Source organism: Acinetobacter sp. YH12064 (genome assembly GCF_013419735.1).
In the GTDB taxonomy this organism is placed as follows: domain Bacteria; phylum Pseudomonadota; class Gammaproteobacteria; order Pseudomonadales; family Moraxellaceae; genus Acinetobacter; species Acinetobacter amyesii.
This window is the reverse complement of record NZ_VOZP01000015.1, coordinates 16,413-38,035: the sequence shown is the minus strand read 5'-3', so window position 1 is coordinate 38,035 and position 21,623 is coordinate 16,413. Positions and strand designations below refer to the sequence as shown.

Genomic DNA, 21,623 nt, shown 5'->3' with positions numbered 1-21,623 from the left:
AAACTTGAACAGGAATGTCATATGAACAGTAATGCAAAACTCCGTTGGGGCGATTTATATCCAGAACTTGGTATTGAGCCGATTCCAACCGAACCATGTATTTCGCCAGAAATCTATCAGGAAGAAATTGAAAAAGTTTTCTCAAAAGTTTGGCTGAAAGTGGGCCGTGTAGAAGAGATACCAAAGAAAGGTGACTACAAAGTTAAACGCTTAGATTTTGCTAAAACCTCAGTCATTTTAATGCATGGCAAAGATGGTGAAATCCGTGGATTTCATAACATTTGTTCACACCGTGGCAATAAAGTTGTGGTGGAGACTGGCAATGAAACCTTTGGTTCAAACAAAGCCGCAGTCGTGACATGTCGTTTCCATGGCTGGGTTTACGATGCTAAAGGTGATTTGGTCAGCGTGCCGGAAGAAGAAAAATTCACTTCTTGTTTTGATAAAGGTCATAACGGTTTGGCGCCTATTCGTACTCAAGTTTGGGAAGGCTTTATCTTCATCAATTTGGATAATGACGGCACTCAATCTATTGAAGAATTCCTCGGTGATATGGGTAAACATTTAGGGGGTTACCCTTTTCATGAAATGGAAGAGTGCTTTGCCTATAACACCTTATTAAATTGTAACTGGAAAGTCGCTCATGACGCATTTGCTGAAGCCTATCACGTTACAACCATTCATGCTGGCTCTTTCCCGAATGTCTTTGCTTCAGGCCTACAGGAAGTACAGTTGTTTGGTGATCACCGTACCTGTGCAGTGTGTCTGACCAAGAATGCCAATCCAAAACCTGCTGCAGCATTGTCGGGCGAGATTACAGGTGCCTCTTTAGTCAATCACTATGAACGTGTTCAGTTACCAAAAACAGTCAATCCAAATGACCGTGATGACTTCTCTTTCGAACTGTCTGTCATTTTCCCAAACATTTTGGTGCACGTGACTGAAGGGGTGTGGTTTACGCATCAATTCTGGCCAGTTGGGCACAATCAAACACGTTGGGAAGGTCGTTATTACATTCCTAAAGCGAAAACTTATTCGGAGCGTTGGGCACAAGAATTTGCACAAATCTTACAACGTAACGCTTGGTTAGAAGACACCGCAACCATGGAAGACACTCAAGCAGCCCTTGAATCTAAAGCGAAAAAAGTGATGCACCTTCAAGATGAAGAGATCTTGATTCGTCACGGTTACCACGTACTTGAACAATATTTAAATCGCGCATAAGGAGAATGCACATGTCAAACATCATTTCACAGTTGCCAGCTGACTTTGCAAGCTTAGAACCTTTTGTTGCGAAATGGGCTTTAGGAACGGGTAAGCAACGCCATGAAGCGCGTTTGAACTCAACCAAAGAAGAATTGCAAGCATTTTACGATGCTATTTTGCCCGAAATGCGCAAGCTACTTGCCGCACTCGATCAATATGCCCTAGGGACCTTACCTGAAGAGCTTCATAAGTTGTATTGGTTAAGTCTCAGCTTTGCTGAAGTTGCACCACACATCGAGCTTTATAAAGGTTCAGTGGGTGTGCCGTATGCATTTGAAGAAAACCGTTTCATTTATGAAACTGGTGACGTGGTCAACGTTTAAGAGGAATACAGGATGAGCCAGCACAATCTAGAACAGCGTTTGCATTATCTGGAGGCCTGCGAGGCGATTCGTGGCCTGATCGGTCGCTATGCAACAGCGGCTGATCAGCGCAACAATTCAGCCATTTTACAGCATGTATTTCACCAAAATGCCGTTTGGTGTGCTAAGGGTTTTGGGGAGTATCAAGGACGTCAAAATATTTTAGAGGCATTGTCCAATATTGCAGAGGCTCAAGTGTTATGGAGCTTACATATTATGGCCATGCCCGATATACAGCTCCTAGATCAAGACCATGCAAAGGCAACTTGGATGTTATGGGAAGTCTGTAATTTAGCCGAGGAATCAACAACAGCAGCAACAGATCAAGTTAAATCTGCAACGACCTGTTGCTTAGGTGGATTTTATAAAACAGAAGTAAGTCGGAATGAGCAGGGTGAATGGAAATTTGAACGCGTCGAATTGAATTTGACCTTCAATCAACCCTATCCGAACACAGTTAAATAGGCACTGAATCAATACGGCCTAAGGGGAATTTAAGATGAGAAAAATTGCAATTATCGGTGGTGGACAAGCAGGTTTATTACTGGCGTTCTCACTACTCGAAAACAAATATGATGTCACTTTATATGTAGATCGCCCTGCGGATGAGTTGTTACATGGTCGTATGGTCAGTACCACAATGTTTTTTGAAGGAACTTTAGAGTTAGAGCGCAGATTGGGCTTAAATTTTTGGGATGGGAAAGCGCATCGTGGTCAAGCATTGCATGTCGATTTTCGTGCACCAAACGGCGATATCATGTTACCTGTGACAGGTTTTTTACATGATAATGACGGTATTGCCATGGACCAACGAACCAAATATCACCGTTGGTTAGAGGAATATCCGCGCCGTGGTGGCAAGCTCATCATTCAAAATGTCAGTCCAGAAGATTTGGAAGTAATCACTGTTGAAAATGATCTGACGATTTTGGCAGCAGGTAAGGGCAATATCACCAGTTTATTCAAACGCAACGAATCACGCTCAGTACATCACACTCCTCCTCGCAAATTGGCTGCAGCACTCGTCGTAGGTGATGATTTATGCGGTCCAAACAGTTGGCAAGGTCAACCATCTCAGACTTTGCATTTTAATTTTGTTGCAGGTGCAGGCGAATACTTCAGTATGCCGTTCTATAGTCACACGCATGGTCCATGTCGTAGTTTCTTATTTGAATGTGTACCGAATGGTCCAATGGATATCTTCGATGATGTGACATCTGGCGAAGAAATGGTCCAACGCATGAAAGAAGCGGTTGCCAAAGTAACACCAGATCAAAGCTTCCGTATGGTCGATAATATGGAATTAAGTGATCCAAACGCATGGCTCAAAGGTGCATTCCGCCCTGAAGTTCGAGATCCTGTTGCAACCTTAGATAACGGTGCAAAAATTTGGGGGATTGGAGACACTGTCATTGTAAATGATCCAATCGCAGGACAAGGCGCAAACAATGCAACCCGTATGGTGGAGCATTATTTAGCTGCGATTTTAGCACGAGGTGATGAAGACTTTAGTGCAGATTGGATGACAGAAGTATTCGAGCAATTCTGGGAAAAGTCAGGTCGCTATACGACTGAATTCACGAATCTATTGTTAAATCCACCAAGTGAGAGCTTATTACAAGTATTAGCTGCAGCCTCACAGAACCAAGCGATTGCGGATGACTTTATGGGGCATTTCAACAACCCGTGCGGTTTCTGGCCAGCCGTAGATGGTGCAGAAGGGGCTAAAGAATATCTGTCACGTGAGGAGTTTCAACATGCAGCTGCCTGAAGTTTTGTGGCAGGACGTTGACCTAGCTGAAGCGAAAGCGCTTCGGCAGGCCTTCGGCGGTTTTGCCACTGGTGTCGCGATTGTCACTTGTCTAGATGAACAGCAACAACCTGTTGGTCTTACGATTAATTCTTTTAGCTCGGTATCTCTTGATCCTGCGCTGGTGCTCTGGAGTCTAGTCAATCATTCACCAAGCCGTACAGTTTTTGAAAATTCAGAATACTTTGCCATCAATATTCTGGGAGCCGATCAGCAAGAAATCGGACTCAATTTTGCTAAGCCAATTCCAGACAAATTCCAGCATGGGAGCTGGAATCTTGAAACTACTAAAGCACCGCTACTGGAAGGTTGCGTAGTGCAGTTTATCTGCCGCCGGGAACAGCAGATTGAAGCAGGCGATCACCAGATTTTCTTGGGGAAAATTGAACAGTGCCGACATAGCAATCAACGCCCATTACTGTTCTGCAAAGGGCAATTTACCGAATGGCCACAATACAAGGAGGTTTCATGACCAATCTGAATAATAAAGTGGTTCTGGTCACTGGGGGCGCAACTCACATTGGCCAGGCAGTAGTCAAAGAATTAAAAAGTTTGGGGGCGGACGTCATTATTGCTGACATTAACGAAACTCAAGGCAGGCAGGTGGCAGCTGAAACCCAAAGTCGTTATGAATATCTAGATCTCGCTAATGATGAAAGTATTCAAGCTTTGGTTAGTAAGCTGAATAGATTAGATATTTTAGTGAATTTGGCCTGTCTGTATGAAGATCATGGCTCACAATCTACACGTAACGATTGGCAAAATACATTTAATGTGACCGTGTTTGGTCATGCAGCTTTGGTACAGGCATGTAGAACACTGCTGCAGGCCAGCAATGATGGGACTGTAATTAATATTAGCAGTGTGAGTGCTCGCATTGCCCAAAAAGAGCGTTGGGTCTACCCAGCCTCTAAAGCAACCTTAGAACAACTAACAAAAAGCATGGCGTTGGATTTGGCTGCTGATGGTATTCGTGTTCATGCTTTATCCCTCGGTTGGACTTGGTCAGTGCCGATGCAGATGATCTCTGGTGATGACCGTCCGAAAACTGATCGTGTTGCAGGCCGTTTCCATGTGTTGGGCCGTATTGCCGATGCTGAAGAAGTGGCTGAAGCCTTAAGTCTTCTTTGCAGTCCAAAGGCTAAACTACTGACTGGAAGTGTGATTCATGCTGATGGTGGTTATCATACTTTGGGGCCTGAAGCGACAGATTCACCGATTGAGGAGTTAAGCATATGAATATCAAAATGGCCAATATTGCAGAAAAATTCCTTTGCGTGACTTCCGCTATCGAACAAGGTGAAGGTTTACAGGTGATTATTGATGGCTATCCACCATTGGCGGTGTTTCACCTAGAAGATGGCGAATTTTATGTCACTGATGATACCTGTACCCACGGTGATGCTTCATTGGCTGATGGTGAAATTGATGGCTGTGAAGTGGAATGTCCGTTTCATGCTGGTGCTTTTGATATTAAAACCGGTGAACCTTGTGGAGCACCTTGCACCATCCCATTGAAAACTTATCAGTCTATCGTTCGCGAAGGTCGGGTTTATCTTGTGGAGTGATGCTGATGTACAAAATCCAAATTGAAGGGCAAGGGGAATTTCATTGTGCAGCAGACGATGTGCTGTTGCGCAGTGGCCTTCGTCAAGGTCTTGGTTTACCTTATGAATGCAATGCTGGTGGCTGTGGGACTTGTAAAATAGAAGTGCTATCTGGTGAAGTAGATAATCTATGGGCTGAAGCACCTGGATTGAGCGATCGTGATCGGCGCAAAGGCCGTTTTTTGGCTTGCCAATGCCGACCTAAATCTGATTGTGTTATTAAAGTCCGTTTGGATGAACAATGCACGCCTAAAATTCTGCCAAAACAACAGGCCGTCAAGCTCAAATATGTACAGCCGATTACACACGATATTTTAGAAATCCATTTGCAGTCAGAGAAACCAGCGCAGTTTATTCCAGGTCAATATGCTTTGCTTTCAGTAAACCAGCAATTATTACGTGCTTATTCGATGTCGAATTTGCCGAATGATGAAGGCATGTGGGTATTCCAGATTCGCCGTGTAGTAGATGGCAAAATGACCAATCTGCTATTTGATGAGCAACAGCGACAAAATGCTGTGATTCAGATCGATGGCCCATATGGTTTGGCACATTTACAAGAGCAGCCACGACCAATTGTTTGTGTCGCTGGTGGTTCAGGTCTAGCACCGATGTTGGCAATTGCCCGTGGAGTCGCAGTTAATCCACAACTACAAAATCATAAAGTATGGTTCTTTCATGGTGGACGTGAACAGCGTGATCTACTGACAGAAGATCAGTTAAGGGATTGGACTGAATTAGGTTCACGCTTGAATTATGTTCCAGCAACTTCATCTGAATTGATCGAAGGTATTCGATCAGGCTTTATTCATGAAATCATTCATGATGTTTTAGGTGAGCAACTGATCCAACATGAAATATACTGTGCTGGGCCACCGCCAATGGTAAAATCTATTGAACAAATGGCGTATCAGGCAGGTATTCCACTTCAACAAGTGCATTTCGACCGTTTCTTCTAAATCCTTTATTAATCTTCAAAAAACAGGCGATAGGTTAACCCATCGCCTGTATAGTTTTATCTCGACACATCAATACCATATTTACAATTTGGGCAATGGATTCTGTACCTAACTTCTGCCGAATATGCGTGCGGTGAATTTCTACTGTTTTATGGCTGATATTCAACATTTGTGCGATATGTTTACTAGAAAGTCCATCGACCAATAAATTGATAATCTCACTTTCTCTTGGTGATAAAGATTTCAATTTAATCATCTGTTCTTGACGTTTTTCTTCTTCAATAAAGTCTTGTTCAGCAAGTTGCAGACAGGCTTGGATTTGATTAAGCATATGCTGTGGATTAAAAGGTTTTTCTAAAAAATCAAATGCCCCAGCTTTCATCGCATTGACCGACATTGGAATGTCGCCGTGACCAGTCATGAAAATGATTGGCATACGGATTTTTTGTTGATTCAATTGTTGTTGTAGTTGCAAGCCACTCATCCCTCGCATACGAATATCAAGGATTAAACATGCAGGCGTTTGCGGGCGCTGAAAATTCAGGAATTCAGTAGCACTATTGAATGTTTTAGTTTCGAGTTGCACTGAATCAAGCAACCATGTGAGTGAATTACAAATGTCTTGATCATCATCTATCACATACACAATGGGCTCGGGAACATGAGAATTAGTTAAATACATTTTGCACGCTCCTGTGCCGCTAAAGAGATATTAAAAATGGCACCAGACTCACCTTCACAGACCCATAAATAACCATGATGGTTTTCAATGATGCTTCGAGACAGAGTTAAGCCAATACCCATGCTGTTGTTTTTACTTGAATAGAAAGATTCAAAAATTTGTTCTGGATTTTGCCCTTCGAGTCCAGGCCCATTATCTGCAATTGCAATTCGAGCATGTTGGTTATGTTGCCAAGTGCGGATATAAATGTCCCTTTCACCTTCGGGATTATTTTGTAGAGCATCGACCGCATTAAAGACGAGATTGATAATGACTTGGCTAAAGAGCGTTTCATCTGCTGATATAAAAATAGGTGAAACACTTAATTCATAATGTATGGTACATCCACCTTGATCAGCTTTAAGGTTAATCAAAGGATGTAACTCTTGAATAAGATGATTCACAGAATGAATCTGAAAATTCGCCTCACCTTTACGCAAAAAACTTCGCATGCTGTGAATAATACCATTGACGCGATGTGTTTGATTTAACGCAGCATTGAGGGCATCAAGTGTCTCTTGTGAGTTGGCTAAACCGTTTTGAATGCGAATAATACTGCCTCCGACATAATTATTGAGTGCAGCAAGTGGTTGATTTAATTCATGTGCAAGTGCGGTAGCTAACTCACCCATAGTTTTGCAACGTGACATATGACCAAGTTGCTTTTCTCGAGCACGTGCTTTTTCTTCAGCCTCAATACGCTCAGTGATATCACGATAATTCACCAATATGCCCTGAATATCAGGGTGATCTAATAAGTTACGATAGGTTGCCTCGTGGTGTCGCCATTTTCCATTGTGGTGCAAGATTTTGTAATGAATCACACTAAGTGCACGTTGTTCTGTTTTTTTAAATAGAAGCTGTCTGACTTTAATACGATCATCAGGATGAATCACATTCAAGATATTTTTGTTGAGTACAAAACGGTCGTGGTAACCGAGAATACCTTGTAATGATGGGCTGGCATAAAGTAGTTTGCCTTGTAAGTCGAGAATAGCAATTCCATCTCCCGAATGCTCAAGCAGCATTTTGAAATATTGATCTTTAGACTGTAGAGCATATTGATACTTTTTGATTTCGCTAATATTGCGGACAAGTGCTAATAACTTAGGTTGATTTTCAATTTCAACTGTTTTTAGGCAAACTTCAACAGGAATTTGTCGTTGATCTTGAGCTTGGATAATCCACTCAAACGTAATCGCTTCGTGGCTAGCAGCCTGCTGAACCTTTTTTAAGGCATGAAAAAAATCAAAACCATGGCTATGTGCGCTGATTTTTTCTACACTCATTTTCGTTAATTCGGATTTACTGTAACCGGTGAGGTTTTCAGCTGCTTCATTTACGTCCATAAATTCGACACTGCCGATATCATGCACAAAAATAGCATCACCCGCTTTATCAAAAATGGTTTGATAATAATTTAAGCTGGTCATTATGTTCCTTACCTTGGATGGCATCCGGCTATCTGGTAGAGGTATGTTTGATCTTCACTGATAAACACTTTTTATTATTGCATTTGATATTGCAGCAAAACGTGCTGTAGTGCAATTAGACTTTGAGTCTAATTACATACTTTAAACGTATACCAATACTCATTTAAGTGTTCAATCTCAATCCTTATTTATTAAGCAAGGTTAGTACCATATTCTCGTTTTATTTTGACTAATAAAGGTAAATAATTTTTATTATTCATAAATACAAAGAAAACTTTTAGATATAAGAAGGTATTCTCTTTTTAAAAAGACACCAAGATTACCCAGTTTGGACGTGTTCTGAGCAATTTCAATATCGATATCATTTTCGCTAACTCCCCTCAAGCCAAAGGCTGTGTAGAACGCGCCAATAGAACGCTTCAGGATCGCCTGATCAAAGAGATGCGTCTAGAAGGCATCAGTTCAATTGCAGATGCCAATAAGTGGCTGCCGTGCTTTATTGAGCAATTTAATCGTAAATTCGCCAAGATGGCCTTTAATCCCAAGGATCTGCACCGGACTATCACTGAAACAGCCGAAGAATTAGATGATATTTTTACCTGGCGTGAACCCCGCAGGGTCACGAACAGCTTGACGATTACTTATGATAAATGCGTATATATCTTGGAAAACAGCGAAGAAAATCAAAGATTGGTCGGCAAGTATCTTGAGTTCCTGGAATATCCGGATGGTACTGTAGCGATCATGCATGAAGGACGGAAGATCAACTATAGCGCCTTCAATAAACTGGCTGGACTACAGCAAAATGCAGTTGTTGAGAATAAAAGATTAGGCTCGGTTCTAGCCCATATCCAGCAGCAACATGAAAATTTGGAGAAACAGAATAAACGTTCCCGTCTCAAGAAAAGTATGCCGAGTCGTAAAGCTCAGAAAGCCATCATTGAACAAAGAAATTTAAATCCTGTGCTTGACTCTTGTAGTTAAAAACAGGACATTTTAAATGGTTTATCGCATAGACATTTTAATTGGGGAATAACAGCTTTTTACAATTTCCTTGTTTTTTATATAGTTAAAAAATTCATCCCCCTGAAGAACAACAAAAACCGACTTGGAAACAAGTCGGTTTCTTTTTAAGCAATTTTGATACTTCTTGCCAATAAATTTGATCAATATTTAATCATTTTTTCATTTTTCTCTGCGTTATCAAGACAGCACTGGCTTAAATTATCCCCAATTTCTGCGGACAACTTTTGGGATAAGTTCGGGGGGATTTTGTACGCCATGACACACATTAATTCACGTCCTTGGCATCTATTCGATATCTATGGGTTTTATTACTGGTCATCTGTAAAAAGGGATACAGCGTCTTGATGACCATTAACAGCAGCTTTTTTTAGCCATATTTCAGCTTTTTCATTATTTTGGGTAGTTCCATTACCCCGAAGATACATGATTCCCACTGTAAATTGAGCATCAGCATTTTCTTGCTCGGCAGATTTACTGTACCACTCAAAGGCTTTTTCATAGTCTTGAGTGATACCTTGGCCAATGGCATAAATTCTACCTAGACTATATTGAGCATCAGCATTTCCTTGCTTGGCAGATTTACTGTACCACTCAAAGGCTTTTTTATAGTCTTGAGTGACACCACTACCATCTTCATAAATAAATCCTAGACTATATTGAGCATCAGCATTTCCTTGCTCGGCAGATTTACTGTACCACTCAAAGGCTTTTTTATAATCTTGAGCTACACCTTCACCATTAGCATACGCTGCACCAAGGTTATTTTGAGCCTGAATATTTCCTCGTTGGGCAGCTTTGCTATACCATTCAAACGCTTTCTTATCATCTTCAGCTACCCCCTGACCACTGGCGTATAGTGCTCCAAGATTATTCTGAGCATCAGCATTTCCTTGTTCGGCAGCCTTGCTATACCACTCAAACGCTTTTTTATAATCCTGAGAAACGCCTTTGCTATTGACATAAGCTTCACCTAGCAGAGTTTGTGACAAGGCATCTCCACGATTTGCTGATTCTTCAATATCCTCAAAATCAGATGTCTGGCTACATGCAGACAAGGATAAAATTGATAAAAGAATTATTATTTTTTTATTGGGTATGAAATTCATAATTAAATTGAACTACTTTTTTTGGGTAGGCTATAAGTATATAGCCTCATATGTTATTCCTAAGTAGAAATGTCCTATATGGACATTTCCAAGTCAAGCACAGGATTCAAATTCTGTTGTTCAATCGCTGTTTTCTGTGCTTGTCTACGTGGCATCTTTTGAGAACGATTGCGTTTGTTTTGGTGTTCCAGTTGTTCATGCTGTTGTTGAATATGTGCCAGCACAGAACCCAAACGTTTATTCTCAACAATCTCTCGTTGATTGAGCTGACTTAATTTATCGAAGATGCTGTAATTGATTTTTCTTCCCTGATATTCAATGGCTACAGCACCATCCGGATATTCCAGGAACTCAAGATACTTGCCGACCAATCTTTGATTTTCTTCACTGTTTTCCAAGATATATACGCATTTATCATAAGTAATCGTCAAGCTGTTCGTGACCCTGTGGGGTTCACGCCAGGTAAAAATATCATCTAATTCTTCGGCTGTTTCAGTGATAGTCCGGTGCAGATCCTTGGGATTAAAGGCCATCTTGGCGAATTTACGATTAAATTGCTCAATAAAGCACGGCAGCCACTTATTGGCATCTGCAATTGAACTGATGCCTTCTAGACGCATCTCTTTGATCAGGCGATCCTGAAGCGTTCTATTGGCGCGTTCTACACAGCCTTTGGCTTGAGGGGAGTTGGCAAAGATAATATCGATCTTTAATTCATTCAGAATGTGTCCAAATTGCGTGATTTTGCTGTCCTGGCTCGATTTCTGGTTCACTCGGAAGACCGAATGTTTATCGCTATAAAAGGCCAGAAGCTTACCGTATTGTTCAATATAGGCTCGAGTTGAAAGCATATAGTCGAAGGTCGTTTTCGCCTCACAGAACAGTGGCATCATCGATATAAACCAACAAGCAGCATTTTGCAGCTCGACCTTCAAACCAGTCATGATATGAGCCATCAATTTGGATCAGTTCACCGAAGCAATCCCGGTTATAACGTGGCTGATATGGACGCTTCAGGCGCTTGGATCGCGGAATCCACAGGTCATTGGCCGTCATCCAGCGCCGAAGCGTTTCTACCGGGATATTCAGGTCAAACATGCTGCTGAGCTTCTCATGCGCCAAGGTGGGTCCAAAGCCCAGCAAATGTTCAACAATAATGGAAAGGCACTTTGATTTTAACAAGTCATCATGGCGACGATGGCCAGGTTGACCACGATTGGCATGTGCCATACCTGAGACACCATCTTAATTGATCTTCTGCAATAACCGGGTAATTTGACGGGTGGAAAGATTTAGGATTTCAGCAGCACGGACCTGGGTAATACGATGATCTCGAACGTCTTGCAGAACCGCAAGCCGTTGAATTTCTTTGTCAGACATAGTGATCAGCATCTATATTTATATCCAGTCCATGGTGATAAAACCATCATAAACTAGACATTTTTATTGGTGAGAATATAGACACTTTAAATGGGTTCTAACAAAAGCATTTTGTATAACGTGTATTATGTTAATTTTAGGAAATCTTAAGATAATTATTAATGAGTGGCTTAATGAATAAAGAAATTTCTGTATTACTGCATGACGTTCCTACTCATGCAGATTACGCATGTGATGCAACCGATTTAGATCTAGAAGATATTCCTGAAGATCGTATAGAAAAAGTCATAAATTTATTAAATTCTTCTGATGAAAATACTGTCTTTGAAGCAGCAAAACTTTTGACTCATTGGGGACAGTCATCTGGTTTTGATGTATTAGTAAATTTATTAAATGAGAATAAATTAGACGGTTATATAGATCATCGTTTACATGGTTATGATGATACACTGCAGCATGTACTTCGCGCTTTTGTCAGCTATTGGGCAACCCAAGCTGACTTAGGATTTAGTGAGCAGGCTAGAAGTAAAATATTCCCTCCTATACAAAAAATTATCGAAAAATCTAACACTCAACCATTTGATATCGCAGGTGTATTTTGGGTAATTGAAAAGTATAAATATAGTGAATATATTCCTTTGATAAAAAATCATTTAACTCAAATAATTGATCATCCTAAACTACATTTTTGGAAAATACATGATGCTATTGATCTTATGCTCAAGTTGGATCCTGAGTTTGTTCATAATTTATTAAATGAAAAAGGCAAAACATTAGAAGACTTTAAAATTAGTAGTTTATAAAGCCTTTCATTTAACATAATGGCTGTTATACGCAATAAAAAAACCTGGGCACCAACCCAGGTCTAAAATTTAAAAAACAGATAAATATCAGTGCAATAAACTCATTTTTCTAATTTCGCATAACGTGTATTATGTTAATTTTAGAAATACTAAAAATCTAATTTCAATAACAGTAAAAATATTCCAGGTGTAAAAGTGATACTTCAAAGTTCCCAAATGGATGCATTCTTTCTATCCAGATATGATGTCCAGCTTCCCTCAATTTTAGAACTTATGATACTAGAAGGCTTTTATGAGGATTCGGATGCTATTGTCTTTAATTTTTACAAAGATAGGTTAGAGCAGGTGAATTACGAAGCCATAGCTGATGTTTACGGAGATCTAACAGGGTTTGAAGCCTCCAGTAATAAGATTCATATCGAGGATTACGTGGATAATCAACAGTATGAAATGAATGAAATAATCAACATCGGATTCGCATTAGTTCAATTAGTTCAAAACTTATGGAATCAGCTAAGGGATGATGAGTGCACTATAATTTTATCATCTGATTTAGAAAGTGAATTTGGAAGTAATGCCACTCTTAGTTTTCATAAAAAAAGAATGAATGAAATTTTAATGGATAGCTTAGATGACTGCTCTCAAGCAGTATTCATTTGTGGAAACAATGACTTAATATCTGCAAATACTTAACATAAGGGCTGTTACACGAAGAAAAAAGCGTAGGAAAATGGCTCACGGTTTGTATAACTCGTATTATGTTAATTTTAGTAAAAGTTAAGGATTTTTAAGAGTTTAATAAATGAATAGTGTTCATGAAATTATAGAAAAAATACATAATGAATGGGAGATTGAGCCTAAGAAAGCTATTCATAGAGGTATGGAATGTCCCTTTCCTTTACAGTGTTCATTAAATCCAAAAAGCAAAATTTACCCACAAATACCCCAAGTACTTTTACCAAAAGTATTAGAGGATTTTTATACAGTATCTAATGGTGCAGATCTATTTAAAGATCAAGAATACGGACAATGGGGCTTAAAATTATATTCTATTGAGGAGGTAACTTTTGCTTCAAAAATTTATAAAATTAATCGTAATAATGACGCTCTTCAAAGTGACTTAATTATTGGAGAGTTCTATGGAGATTCAGACTTATTGTTGGTTCGATGTGATCCTAATAGTAATGATTACGGCTCTATTTTTGTTGTCTTACCTATAGATCAAAGACAAGATTGGTACGTTGTTGCTAATACTTTTGAAGAATTCATTAATAAATTTTATGAAACTCAGGGGGATAAATTCTGGGAACCTTAAAATTATATGCTGGATATAAGCCTCATTTAAAATAATGGCTGTTATAAGAAATGAAAAAAACTAGACCGAAGTCTGGTCTTTAAGTTTTAAAAAACATATAAAAATTAATAACATATTTTAGTTTTTTCTTTACTTTAAAATGAATGTCTAAATACACTAGAGAATGGTTCTATGAATATGAAAACTGAACCTTGGATTGAGGATAATGATCCCTTAAAGCCCTATTATGGAAAATTGAGTAATAAGGAATATACCGATATTTCTAATATATTTACTTTATGGATTAATCATAAGAATTATATTGATCCTTCAATAATTTCTAAAAATAAAAAATTAAATTTATTAGATTTTTCAAATAGATATAAAGAAAAATGTAATCAAGCCTTATATGAGCTGCTATGTGAGAGCCTAAAGCAAACAGATGGATATCTCTATTGGCTACCTATGAACAATGTAAAGAGTGAAAATATCTTTGCCGCATATTCTCCAGCAATGATTGCTAAGACCCCAATAGAAGCCAAGTATTTAGATTATGCTTCTCGCTCTTTTCTGCAAATGCAAAATGGTGGATATGCCATTGTTGAAAGCAACCTAAATTTTATAGCCCTGGTTATTGATGGCTACTATATGCAGGTAGCATTACATTCAAACTTTATGAATGAGAAATTTCAAGAATATCTCGATAGTTGGAACGAGATCGAAAAAAACCTTGATGAAACTACAGCACAGTGCCTTTCACACGCTCATTCTATACAGTAGAAATTAAAGAGGAATGAAGTATGCAAGTACCCTATTTAACATAATAGCTGTTATACAAAATGAAAAAGCCTAGACACTGGTTTAGGCTTTAAAATTTAAAAAATAAATAAAAATCATCATCATATACTCTGTTTTAAAACTTCGTATAACGTGTATTATGTTAATTTTAGGAAATCTTAATTAAAGTGAAATATATAGCTCAAATCATAGAATGTAATGAGGATCTCGAATTTATTCTAAAAATTAAGATTCGTAATGAAATTCTAGAGGTATTTAGTTCTTCAATACCCTCATTTATTGATCTCAAAAAAAATTACCTTATAGCTTTAGAAGCTACTATTCTTGATGATTACATTATTGAAGAAGTGAATTGTCCCCATCAAGTTAAGCAAATAGATAATAGTCTAAGATATGAAATTATTGGACATTTAAAAGAAGGAAAGCTAGATAGTAATGGCTTAATTTTTGAAGATTATATTTTAAATAGAGATTTTTTTTACTTAGATAACACTACAGTAAAATGGACTGTAGACAGAATTAATGCCACTTTTGATGACAGTAATTGAGTTTATTTAACATAATGGCGGTTATACGCAATAAAAAAACCTGGGCACCAACCCAGGTCTAAAATTTAAAAAACAGATAAATATCAGTGCAATAAACTCATTTTTCTAATTTCGCATAACGTGTATTATGTTAATTTTAGCTAAACTTTAAAGAACAAAAAATATGTGTGAATGCCAATCTGTAGATAATTTTTTTATATGTCCTACTAGTTTTTCAGATGTTTTCAGTCATAACTACAATATGAAGTATAAGTTTCCTCACTACTTCATTGAAGATCCTCCATGTGAGGAAGCTAAACCAGAATTTGATTATGGTGAGTTTTATTATGTTTGTAGCGAGTGTCAGCAAGCTTGGTATTTTGAATGTTATCCAGAAACACCAACAGGCCCAATTTTTGGAATTAAAATTCCAGATATGAGCCAAGTATTAAGCCAAAACCGAATAAACAGTATTAAACAATTCTTAGTTATTTTAGCTCATGAAGGCTTTTCAGAAAATAAGTGTATTCATAACGGATGTATGGACTATTCACTTAATGGAATTAAGGTATGTCTAAATCATTTTGGCTATAAATTTAGTCCTTATTAAAAGATTCATTTAACATAATAGAGGTTATACGAAATGTTTTTTTAAAATATCTTTGTTTTTCATATAGTTAAAAATTTTTCATCCCCCTGAAAAACCACAAAAACCGACTTGGAAACAAGTCGGTTTCTTTTTGAGCAATTTTGATACTTCTTGCCAATAAAATTGATCAATATTTAATCAAATTGTCATTTTTCTCTGCGTTATCAAGACAGCGCTGGCTTAAATTATCCCCAATTTCTGCGGACAACTCTTGGGATAAAAATCCACCAATTTTGTACGCCTGAGCGCACATGAATTTAGGGGTTTTGCGGATATTCACAATCCCTTGTATTCAATATCATGAAGTCATAAGAGAACAGGACGTTCCGCAGAATAAAAATAAATAATCGCACAAGGATCGGCGGTACGACAGGAGTCATGCCAAGCGAACCAATACGAAAAAGCCCGACAGGATGTCGGGCTTTTTTATTTTAAACTAAAAATTTAAGTGAACTAATTTCTACATTTTGATGCGATAATCATTGTATTCATGATATTAAAATTAAAAAATATTTCTAATATTTAATAGCTTAAGGATTAAGATGCCAACCATAATTGTTGAAAATGATGTTTCTCAATGGGATGATTTGACTGGAGAGGTATATCACTTTCCCAAAAGATATAAGGAACTACTCTTACCTGGTGAAAAGGTTATTTACTATAAAGGTCGTATAAAAGACAAAAGTTTCAAAAATCAAAGACTAAGTCCAGATCCACATTATTTTGGCATCGCTGAAATTGGTAAAATTATTTCAATTAAAGATGGCAAAGAACTATTGGGGGAAATTCTCAATTTTAGGCCATTTATTAAGGCTGTTAATTTTCAAGATAGTGAAGGATATCTTGAAAAAATCCCCAAGAATAAAGAAAAAAATTATTGGAGAGATGGGGTTCGTAAAATTGATGAAGACACCTATAAAAGGATTGTCGATTTAGAAAATTTAGGCCCGGTTCGTGAAGCAAAAAGTTCTGTAAATACTGATGATCAAAGCTTTGTTTCAGGAGTTGAAGGGAGACAGTCATATTCCTTCACGACCAAATATGAACGAGATCCAGAGCTTCGTAAACAAGCTTTACTTATCCATGGATATGTATGCGCTGCATGTAGCTTTAATTTTGAGAAGTTTTATGGAGAATATGCTAAAGGATTCATTCATATTCATCATATTGAACCTCTTTTTGAAAGCGGTGAGAAAGTTGTGAATCCTGAAACAGACCTAATACCATTATGCGCAAACTGTCATGCAATCATCCATAGAAGAAGAAATAAAACTCTAACTATTGAAGAACTGAAGAATATGATCGATCAAAACAAGCTATAGGTGTAAGAATGAGATCTTAACTATCTAATTAAGGATCTCATTTCGTATAAGAGATTTTATGTTAAATATACGATTAAAATTCTAGGCTATGAAACGTTGTTTGATAGCCTTCTGCATTAAAGCTTTATAGTGTAAGGATTTTTTACACTGATCTTCAGGTTATTCAAAATTAAATTAAAAAAATTTAGAAGTTAAATTGTTATATTTAATATTATTATTTATATTATATTTTTATATGAGTTTTTATGATATAGTTTTTATTCTTTTCTGTATGTTATATATCCAATATAAATGTAGCCTACAATATTTTTTTTTACTTCGCATCCTATTTTGAGTGGATTATCCTTAATCTATAAATTTAGGTTTGTACATAAACTATTCTTACGATCCTAAATAAAATCAAAATTGGAGATAGGCGAAGCTATTAAAACTAATGGAGATAGCGATGACTAGAATAGCAATTATTGGTTCAGGTCCTAGTGGCATGGCACAATTAAGAGCATTCCAATCAGCAAAGGCCAAAGGTCTAGAAATTCCCGAAATTATATGTTTTGAAAAACAAAGTGATTGGGGGGGGCAATGGAACTATACTTGGCGTACAGGTGTAGATGAAAATGGAGAGCCCGTTCATAGTAGTATGTACCGTTACTTGTGGTCTAATGGGCCAAAAGAAGCATTAGAGTTTGCGGATTATACGTTTGACGAACATTTTAAAAAGCCCATCGCCTCTTACCCACCAAGAGAAGTGTTGTGGGATTATATTAAGGGTCGTGCGGAAAAAGCCAAGATCAAACATTTGGTCAGATTCAATACCGCGGTGCAGCATGTCTGCTACGATGAACATAAAAAGAAATTTACTGTTGAAGTAGAAGATTACAAGAACCAAAGACACTATGTGGAAGAGTTTGATTATGTGATTGTAGCCTCAGGGCACTTTTCGACACCAAAAGTACCTGTATATAAAGGCTTTGATCGTTTTCATGGTCGTATTTTACATGCCCATGATTTTCGTGATGCCCGTGAATTTGCAGATAAAACGGTACTGCTTGTGGGCAGTAGCTATTCGGCTGAAGACATCGGTTCACAATGCTACAAATATGGCGCGAAGCAAATCTATAGTTGTTATCGTAACAAACCGATGGGTTTTAGATGGCCGAAAAATTGGTCTGAGAAAAAACAGCTAATACGTGTAGATGAACGTAAAGCTTATTTTGGAGATGGTACTTCGGCAAAAGTTGATGCGATTATTTTGTGTACTGGTTATCTTCATCATTTCCCATTTATCGAAGATAAATTGCGTTTAAGAACACACAATTGTTTATATCCACTAGATCTTTACCAAGGTGTGGTATGGGAAAAAAATCCCCGTTTATTTTATCTAGGTATGCAAGATCAATGGTATACCTTCAATATGTTTGATGCCCAAGCTTGGTATGTTAGAGATATCATATTAGGTAAAATTTCTTTGCCAAATATCATGGAAATGCAACATCATACTGAGAAGAAGCATTTAGAAGAGAAAGCTCTAAGTACAGATGAAAAGAAAGCACGTTTCCAAGGTGAATATGTGAAATATTTAATTAGTGAAACAGATTACCCTAATTTTGACGTTGATGGGGTGCACAATATTTTCATGCAGTGGAAAACGCACAAGAAAGAAAATATTATGGAATTTAGAGATAAAACGTATCGTTCAGTTATGACTGGAAAAATGGCAAGACCACATCATACGCCTTGGTTAGAAGCTCTCGATGATTCTTTAGAGAACTATTTAGATTCAGAAGGTGCTAAAGAGAAAAATTTTATTTAGCCAAAATTTAGAAAAGTAGCTAGAAGTCAAATGGGAGCTTTGCTCCCATTTTTATACGATAAAATTCATATACACGAGTAAGTTTATCTAAAAGGTGCAGAATCACATTTGAAAATTGCTAATAAAATATTAGAAGATTGAATATTCATCTAAAAAGTTTCTATGTAACCCGAATCGCGGATAAGAAATTGACTTGAAAAATAGGAGGACTAGAGCCATCCGTTAAGTTACCACACCAAACCTATGCTCTAGTCCTAATGTTTAATAGTAATAATACGATATGAACCGTACCGGGTTTGTCGGAGAGTCAATATTCTGAGACTACCCCGATGACAAAATTAAAATATACCCCTGAAATCAGAGAAAGAGCGGTTCAATTATTGATTGAATCTGAAAAAGATTATCCTTCTACTTGGGCTGCAATCACAGCAATTGCGCCTAAGATTGGTTGTACTCCTGAAACACTTCGTGCCTGGCATCAAAAGCATTTAGATCAGCAAAATCCTATTAAAGTACAATAGATATCTGATCAAGAAAAAATGAAGCAATGGAACGTGAAATTAAAGAATTAAAGCGTGCAAATGAAATTCTACGTAAAGCAGCCGCTTTTTTCGCCCAGGCGGAGCTCGACCGCCCACACAAATAATGGTGGATTTCATCCATAACAATAAAGACTTAAATGGTGTTGATGCGATTTGTAGGATTTTACCGATCGCAGCTTCAACCTATTACCGAACTTTAGATCTCGCTGACAATCCAGAACATCGAGCGAAACGAAATCTACATGATGAGCATCATGCTGAACAAATTCAACGAATTTGGAAAGAAAATTCAGGTCGATATGGTGTGCGTAAGGTCTGGCAACAACTGAAACGTGAAGGCTATGTTATTGCACGTTATACAGTTGCTCGATTGATGCAGAAGCTAGATATACAAGGTGTTTGGCGTGGTAAGAACAAATAAACTACCCGCAGCCGAGATGACCAAAAACAGGCAAATGATCTAGTGAAACGTAATTTTAGTGCTGATCATCCAAACCCTTGCGAAGCGATGCTTCTCAGGTCGGTGACTTTATGTATATTCGAACTCATTCAGGCTGGGTCTATACCTCCTTTATTATTGATGTGTGCTCACGAGCAATTGTTGGATGGCAATATCGACATACCTTAAGCAGTATTAAATTTCTGTATTGGACTAAGTTTGATTTGATCCATTTTTTCTTGCGGATGAACATACCATTGAGTCAAAGAATAGAACCTGATAGAAATATTGCCTCGAATAATTCAGGCTCGGTTACGAGGTCTGTAAAACAAACCCATTGCAGATTAATGATTAACTATCACTGATTTTTGTTGCTTAACAGATTTTAACAGTGGTTACTTTTTTGGTTACTTCAACTTAAGAACTCACAATAATATTTATAAAAAACATATATATAATTTCTTATGTGATGCGTAATATACGCATCACATAATAATGCTTATTTTTGATATAATTTAGATAATGGGGATCATTATGCTGGTTTATAAAAATTTATGAGTCTTACGGAAACACAAGTACGAAAGTCATATCCAAAAGAAAAAATTTACTTTTTAGCTGATGATGATGGTTTAAGCTTAAAAGTCGATCCTAATGGAAAAAAGTCTTGGAGTTATCGATATTCAGTTGCAGAAACGGGTAAAAGACCACGAGTCACTCTAGGTACATATCCTGAGATGAATCTCAAAGAGGCTAGAGTGGCCAGAGACTCCTATAAGGCAACTAAATTTTCTACACAAAATTTAGTTCAGGAGAAAATTCAAACTTTTAAAGTTGTTTGTGAAGAATGGTTAGAGTTTAAAACAAATAATTCATTTAAAGATCAACCACGTGGTGGTGTAATCCAATTGGCGAATGCATGTTTAATAAATGACATTTATCCCGTTATTGGTGATATAGATTTTAGCAAAATTAAAAGAACTGATTTAGTTAAGGTAATTAAGCAGATTGAAAATAGGGAAGTTAAGGAACCTGTAAAAAAAGCGTATAGCTATTTAAATCAAATCTATGATTTTGCAGTTGCAATGGGATACTGTGATTATAATCAAGCTTATGGTCTAAATAAAATATTATTGAAAGGGAAATTAAAGAAAAATTATCCCTATTTAAAAGATGAAGAAATTTCTAATTTTATTCTTAGAATAACTCAACTAAATACAGATCCGATTATAAAAAAAGCAATCCTATTTAAATTATATACTGGAGTCAGGGGGGCAGAGTTATTGCCTGCAGAACCTCATCATTTTGATTTTGATAACAATCTTTGGAAAATACCTGCTTTACATATCAAGCAATATCGTCGAAAAGTGATAGCAGGTTATGATATTCCTGATTTTTTAGTTCCATTATCATCGCAAGCGGTGAGCATTGTTAGATCTGCACTAGAGTGGTCACAAGGCGATCGTTATGTTTTTGCCAGCCCAAAAATTAAAGATAAGCCATTGCATTTTAACACAATAAATTCAGCCATTCGTAAGATGGGATACAAAAAAAATGAGCTATCCTCACACGGTTTAAGATCAACATTCAGTACTATTTTAAATGATTCTGGCTTATTTCAAGATAGTTGGATTGAGGCTCAGCTTTCACATGTAGATAAGAATAAAACACGTGCTAGTTATAACCATGCAGATTATATTCAACAAAGAGCTGATATGATGCAGTGGTGGGGTGACTATTTAGAAAATAAATCAAAATCTAGTTTATAGGTA

General features: G+C 37.4%; 20 protein-coding genes, 3 pseudogenes and 1 other annotated feature. Of the genes and pseudogenes, 19 read left to right on the top strand and 4 right to left on the bottom strand.

Going from position 1 to position 21,623, the window contains the following annotated elements; translation table 11 throughout:
• Nucleotides 1-21: 21 nt before the first annotated feature.
• From FTU13_RS14460 to FTU13_RS14425, 8 genes are read left to right on the top strand one after another with little or no spacing between them, the layout of a single operon-like run.
• Nucleotides 22-1,224 carry an aromatic ring-hydroxylating dioxygenase subunit alpha gene (locus FTU13_RS14460; RefSeq protein ID WP_180128722.1) on the top strand — a complete coding sequence of 401 codons (1,203 nt, stop codon included), beginning with the start codon at nucleotides 22-24 and terminating at the stop codon, nucleotides 1,222-1,224.
• Between the two features lie 11 nt (nucleotides 1,225-1,235).
• The gene (locus FTU13_RS14455; RefSeq protein WP_180128723.1) at nucleotides 1,236-1,589 is read left to right on the top strand and encodes a hypothetical protein; all 354 of its coding nucleotides are present in this window, start codon (nucleotides 1,236-1,238) and stop codon (nucleotides 1,587-1,589) included.
• Nucleotides 1,590-1,601: 12 nt separating this feature from the next.
• Nucleotides 1,602-2,093, top strand: coding sequence for a nuclear transport factor 2 family protein (locus FTU13_RS14450; RefSeq protein WP_180024901.1), 492 nt, complete (start codon nucleotides 1,602-1,604; stop codon nucleotides 2,091-2,093).
• 34 nt (nucleotides 2,094-2,127) lie between these two features.
• Entirely contained in the window at nucleotides 2,128-3,399 is a 1,272-nt protein-coding gene (locus FTU13_RS14445; protein ID WP_180024900.1) for a styrene monooxygenase/indole monooxygenase family protein, read from the top strand.
• Nucleotides 3,371-3,910, top strand: coding sequence for a flavin reductase family protein (locus FTU13_RS14440; RefSeq protein WP_249748891.1), 540 nt, complete (start codon nucleotides 3,371-3,373; stop codon nucleotides 3,908-3,910). The genes FTU13_RS14445 and FTU13_RS14440 overlap by 29 nt, the downstream gene beginning before the upstream one ends.
• Complete coding sequence (locus FTU13_RS14435) at nucleotides 3,907-4,677, top strand: SDR family oxidoreductase (RefSeq protein WP_180128725.1); 771 nt, start codon at nucleotides 3,907-3,909, stop codon at nucleotides 4,675-4,677. The genes FTU13_RS14440 and FTU13_RS14435 overlap by 4 nt, the downstream gene beginning before the upstream one ends.
• The gene (locus FTU13_RS14430) at nucleotides 4,674-5,006 is read left to right on the top strand and encodes a non-heme iron oxygenase ferredoxin subunit (protein ID WP_180128726.1); all 333 of its coding nucleotides are present in this window, start codon (nucleotides 4,674-4,676) and stop codon (nucleotides 5,004-5,006) included. Before FTU13_RS14435 ends, FTU13_RS14430 begins: the two co-directional genes overlap by 4 nt.
• 5 nt (nucleotides 5,007-5,011) lie before the next feature.
• The gene (locus FTU13_RS14425) at nucleotides 5,012-6,004 is read left to right on the top strand and encodes a 2Fe-2S iron-sulfur cluster binding domain-containing protein (RefSeq protein ID WP_218955160.1); all 993 of its coding nucleotides are present in this window, start codon (nucleotides 5,012-5,014) and stop codon (nucleotides 6,002-6,004) included.
• A 34-nt stretch (nucleotides 6,005-6,038) separates the two neighbouring features.
• Here FTU13_RS14425 and FTU13_RS14420 read toward each other — a convergent pair whose 3' ends face one another.
• Nucleotides 6,039-6,686 carry a response regulator transcription factor gene (locus tag FTU13_RS14420; protein WP_180079184.1) on the bottom strand — a complete coding sequence of 216 codons (648 nt, stop codon included), beginning with the start codon at nucleotides 6,684-6,686 and terminating at the stop codon, nucleotides 6,039-6,041.
• On the bottom strand, nucleotides 6,677-8,158 hold the full coding sequence (locus FTU13_RS14415; protein ID WP_180128729.1) for a PAS domain S-box protein: 1,482 nt from the start codon (nucleotides 8,156-8,158) through the stop codon (nucleotides 6,677-6,679). The genes FTU13_RS14420 and FTU13_RS14415 overlap by 10 nt, the downstream gene beginning before the upstream one ends.
• Before the next feature lie 306 nt (nucleotides 8,159-8,464).
• On the opposite strand from FTU13_RS14415, the pseudogene FTU13_RS14410 reads away from it, so the two are divergent.
• Nucleotides 8,465-9,142, top strand: a pseudogene (locus FTU13_RS14410) (ISNCY family transposase); the annotation flags it as partial.
• Between the two features lie 350 nt (nucleotides 9,143-9,492).
• On the opposite strand, the gene FTU13_RS14405 reads toward FTU13_RS14410, so the two are convergent.
• Both FTU13_RS14405 and FTU13_RS14400 read right to left on the bottom strand, forming a co-directional pair.
• The gene (locus FTU13_RS14405) at nucleotides 9,493-10,290 is read right to left on the bottom strand and encodes a tetratricopeptide repeat protein (RefSeq protein ID WP_180079186.1); all 798 of its coding nucleotides are present in this window, start codon (nucleotides 10,288-10,290) and stop codon (nucleotides 9,493-9,495) included.
• 74 nt (nucleotides 10,291-10,364) lie between these two features.
• A pseudogene (locus FTU13_RS14400) lies at nucleotides 10,365-11,682 on the bottom strand (ISNCY family transposase).
• 161 nt (nucleotides 11,683-11,843) lie between these two features.
• Between FTU13_RS14400 and FTU13_RS14395 the strand changes: the two are divergent.
• The 10 genes and pseudogenes from FTU13_RS14395 to FTU13_RS14350 all read left to right on the top strand — a co-directional run bounded on the left by FTU13_RS14395 (nucleotide 11,844) and on the right by FTU13_RS14350 (nucleotide 21,620).
• Nucleotides 11,844-12,473: a hypothetical protein gene (locus FTU13_RS14395; RefSeq protein WP_180078948.1), complete on the top strand. Its 630-nt coding sequence runs from the start codon at nucleotides 11,844-11,846 to the stop codon at nucleotides 12,471-12,473.
• Nucleotides 12,474-12,689: 216 nt separating this feature from the next.
• A complete protein-coding gene (locus FTU13_RS14390) occupies nucleotides 12,690-13,166 on the top strand; it encodes a hypothetical protein (RefSeq protein ID WP_218948644.1) in 477 nt (158 codons plus the stop codon).
• 109 nt (nucleotides 13,167-13,275) lie between these two features.
• Nucleotides 13,276-13,788 carry an SMI1/KNR4 family protein gene (locus tag FTU13_RS14385; protein ID WP_180128730.1) on the top strand — a complete coding sequence of 171 codons (513 nt, stop codon included), beginning with the start codon at nucleotides 13,276-13,278 and terminating at the stop codon, nucleotides 13,786-13,788.
• 177 nt (nucleotides 13,789-13,965) lie between these two features.
• Nucleotides 13,966-14,547, top strand: coding sequence for a hypothetical protein (locus tag FTU13_RS14380; RefSeq protein WP_257226769.1), 582 nt, complete (start codon nucleotides 13,966-13,968; stop codon nucleotides 14,545-14,547).
• A 185-nt stretch (nucleotides 14,548-14,732) separates the two neighbouring features.
• Entirely contained in the window at nucleotides 14,733-15,113 is a 381-nt protein-coding gene (locus tag FTU13_RS14375; protein WP_151829633.1) for a hypothetical protein, read from the top strand.
• A gap of 163 nt (nucleotides 15,114-15,276) precedes the next feature.
• Nucleotides 15,277-15,702, top strand: coding sequence for a hypothetical protein (locus tag FTU13_RS14370; protein WP_179995828.1), 426 nt, complete (start codon nucleotides 15,277-15,279; stop codon nucleotides 15,700-15,702).
• 581 nt (nucleotides 15,703-16,283) lie between these two features.
• Nucleotides 16,284-17,063, top strand: coding sequence for an HNH endonuclease (locus tag FTU13_RS14365; protein WP_180128733.1), 780 nt, complete (start codon nucleotides 16,284-16,286; stop codon nucleotides 17,061-17,063).
• 445 nt (nucleotides 17,064-17,508) lie between these two features.
• Nucleotides 17,509-18,873 (top strand): NAD(P)-binding domain-containing protein, encoded by a 1,365-nt coding sequence (locus FTU13_RS14360; RefSeq protein ID WP_180128735.1) that lies wholly within the window; start codon nucleotides 17,509-17,511, stop codon nucleotides 18,871-18,873.
• Between the two features lie 329 nt (nucleotides 18,874-19,202).
• Nucleotides 19,203-20,027: pseudogene (locus tag FTU13_RS14355) on the top strand (IS3 family transposase); the annotation flags it as partial.
• Nucleotides 19,477-19,593: a sequence feature (AL1L pseudoknot), on the top strand. (Overlaps the previous pseudogene by 117 nt.)
• A 381-nt stretch (nucleotides 20,028-20,408) precedes the next feature.
• Nucleotides 20,409-21,620, top strand: coding sequence for an integrase arm-type DNA-binding domain-containing protein (locus tag FTU13_RS14350; RefSeq protein ID WP_180128736.1), 1,212 nt, complete (start codon nucleotides 20,409-20,411; stop codon nucleotides 21,618-21,620).
• The last annotated feature ends 3 nt before the right edge of the window (nucleotides 21,621-21,623 follow it).

Bases quoted from the DNA above. Each gene is read 5' to 3' on its own strand.
- FTU13_RS14460 (WP_180128722.1), top strand. From the start codon at position 22: ATGAACAGTAATGCAAAACTCCGTTGGGGCGATTTATATCCAGAACTT.
- FTU13_RS14455 (WP_180128723.1), top strand. From the start codon at position 1,236: ATGTCAAACATCATTTCACAGTTGCCAGCTGACTTTGCAAGCTTAGAA.
- FTU13_RS14450 (WP_180024901.1), top strand. From the start codon at position 1,602: ATGAGCCAGCACAATCTAGAACAGCGTTTGCATTATCTGGAGGCCTGC.
- FTU13_RS14445 (WP_180024900.1), top strand. From the start codon at position 2,128: ATGAGAAAAATTGCAATTATCGGTGGTGGACAAGCAGGTTTATTACTG.
- FTU13_RS14435 (WP_180128725.1), top strand. From the start codon at position 3,907: ATGACCAATCTGAATAATAAAGTGGTTCTGGTCACTGGGGGCGCAACT.
- FTU13_RS14430 (WP_180128726.1), top strand. From the start codon at position 4,674: ATGAATATCAAAATGGCCAATATTGCAGAAAAATTCCTTTGCGTGACT.
- FTU13_RS14425 (WP_218955160.1), top strand. From the start codon at position 5,012: ATGTACAAAATCCAAATTGAAGGGCAAGGGGAATTTCATTGTGCAGCA.
- FTU13_RS14420 (WP_180079184.1), bottom strand. From the start codon at position 6,686: ATGTATTTAACTAATTCTCATGTTCCCGAGCCCATTGTGTATGTGATA.
- FTU13_RS14415 (WP_180128729.1), bottom strand. From the start codon at position 8,158: ATGACCAGCTTAAATTATTATCAAACCATTTTTGATAAAGCGGGTGAT.
- FTU13_RS14405 (WP_180079186.1), bottom strand. From the start codon at position 10,290: ATGAATTTCATACCCAATAAAAAAATAATAATTCTTTTATCAATTTTA.
- FTU13_RS14395 (WP_180078948.1), top strand. From the start codon at position 11,844: ATGAATAAAGAAATTTCTGTATTACTGCATGACGTTCCTACTCATGCA.
- FTU13_RS14390 (WP_218948644.1), top strand. From the start codon at position 12,690: ATGGATGCATTCTTTCTATCCAGATATGATGTCCAGCTTCCCTCAATT.
- FTU13_RS14385 (WP_180128730.1), top strand. From the start codon at position 13,276: ATGAATAGTGTTCATGAAATTATAGAAAAAATACATAATGAATGGGAG.
- FTU13_RS14380 (WP_257226769.1), top strand. From the start codon at position 13,966: ATGAAAACTGAACCTTGGATTGAGGATAATGATCCCTTAAAGCCCTAT.
- FTU13_RS14370 (WP_179995828.1), top strand. From the start codon at position 15,277: ATGTGTGAATGCCAATCTGTAGATAATTTTTTTATATGTCCTACTAGT.
- FTU13_RS14365 (WP_180128733.1), top strand. From the start codon at position 16,284: ATGCCAACCATAATTGTTGAAAATGATGTTTCTCAATGGGATGATTTG.
- FTU13_RS14360 (WP_180128735.1), top strand. From the start codon at position 17,509: ATGACTAGAATAGCAATTATTGGTTCAGGTCCTAGTGGCATGGCACAA.
- FTU13_RS14350 (WP_180128736.1), top strand. From the start codon at position 20,409: ATGAGTCTTACGGAAACACAAGTACGAAAGTCATATCCAAAAGAAAAA.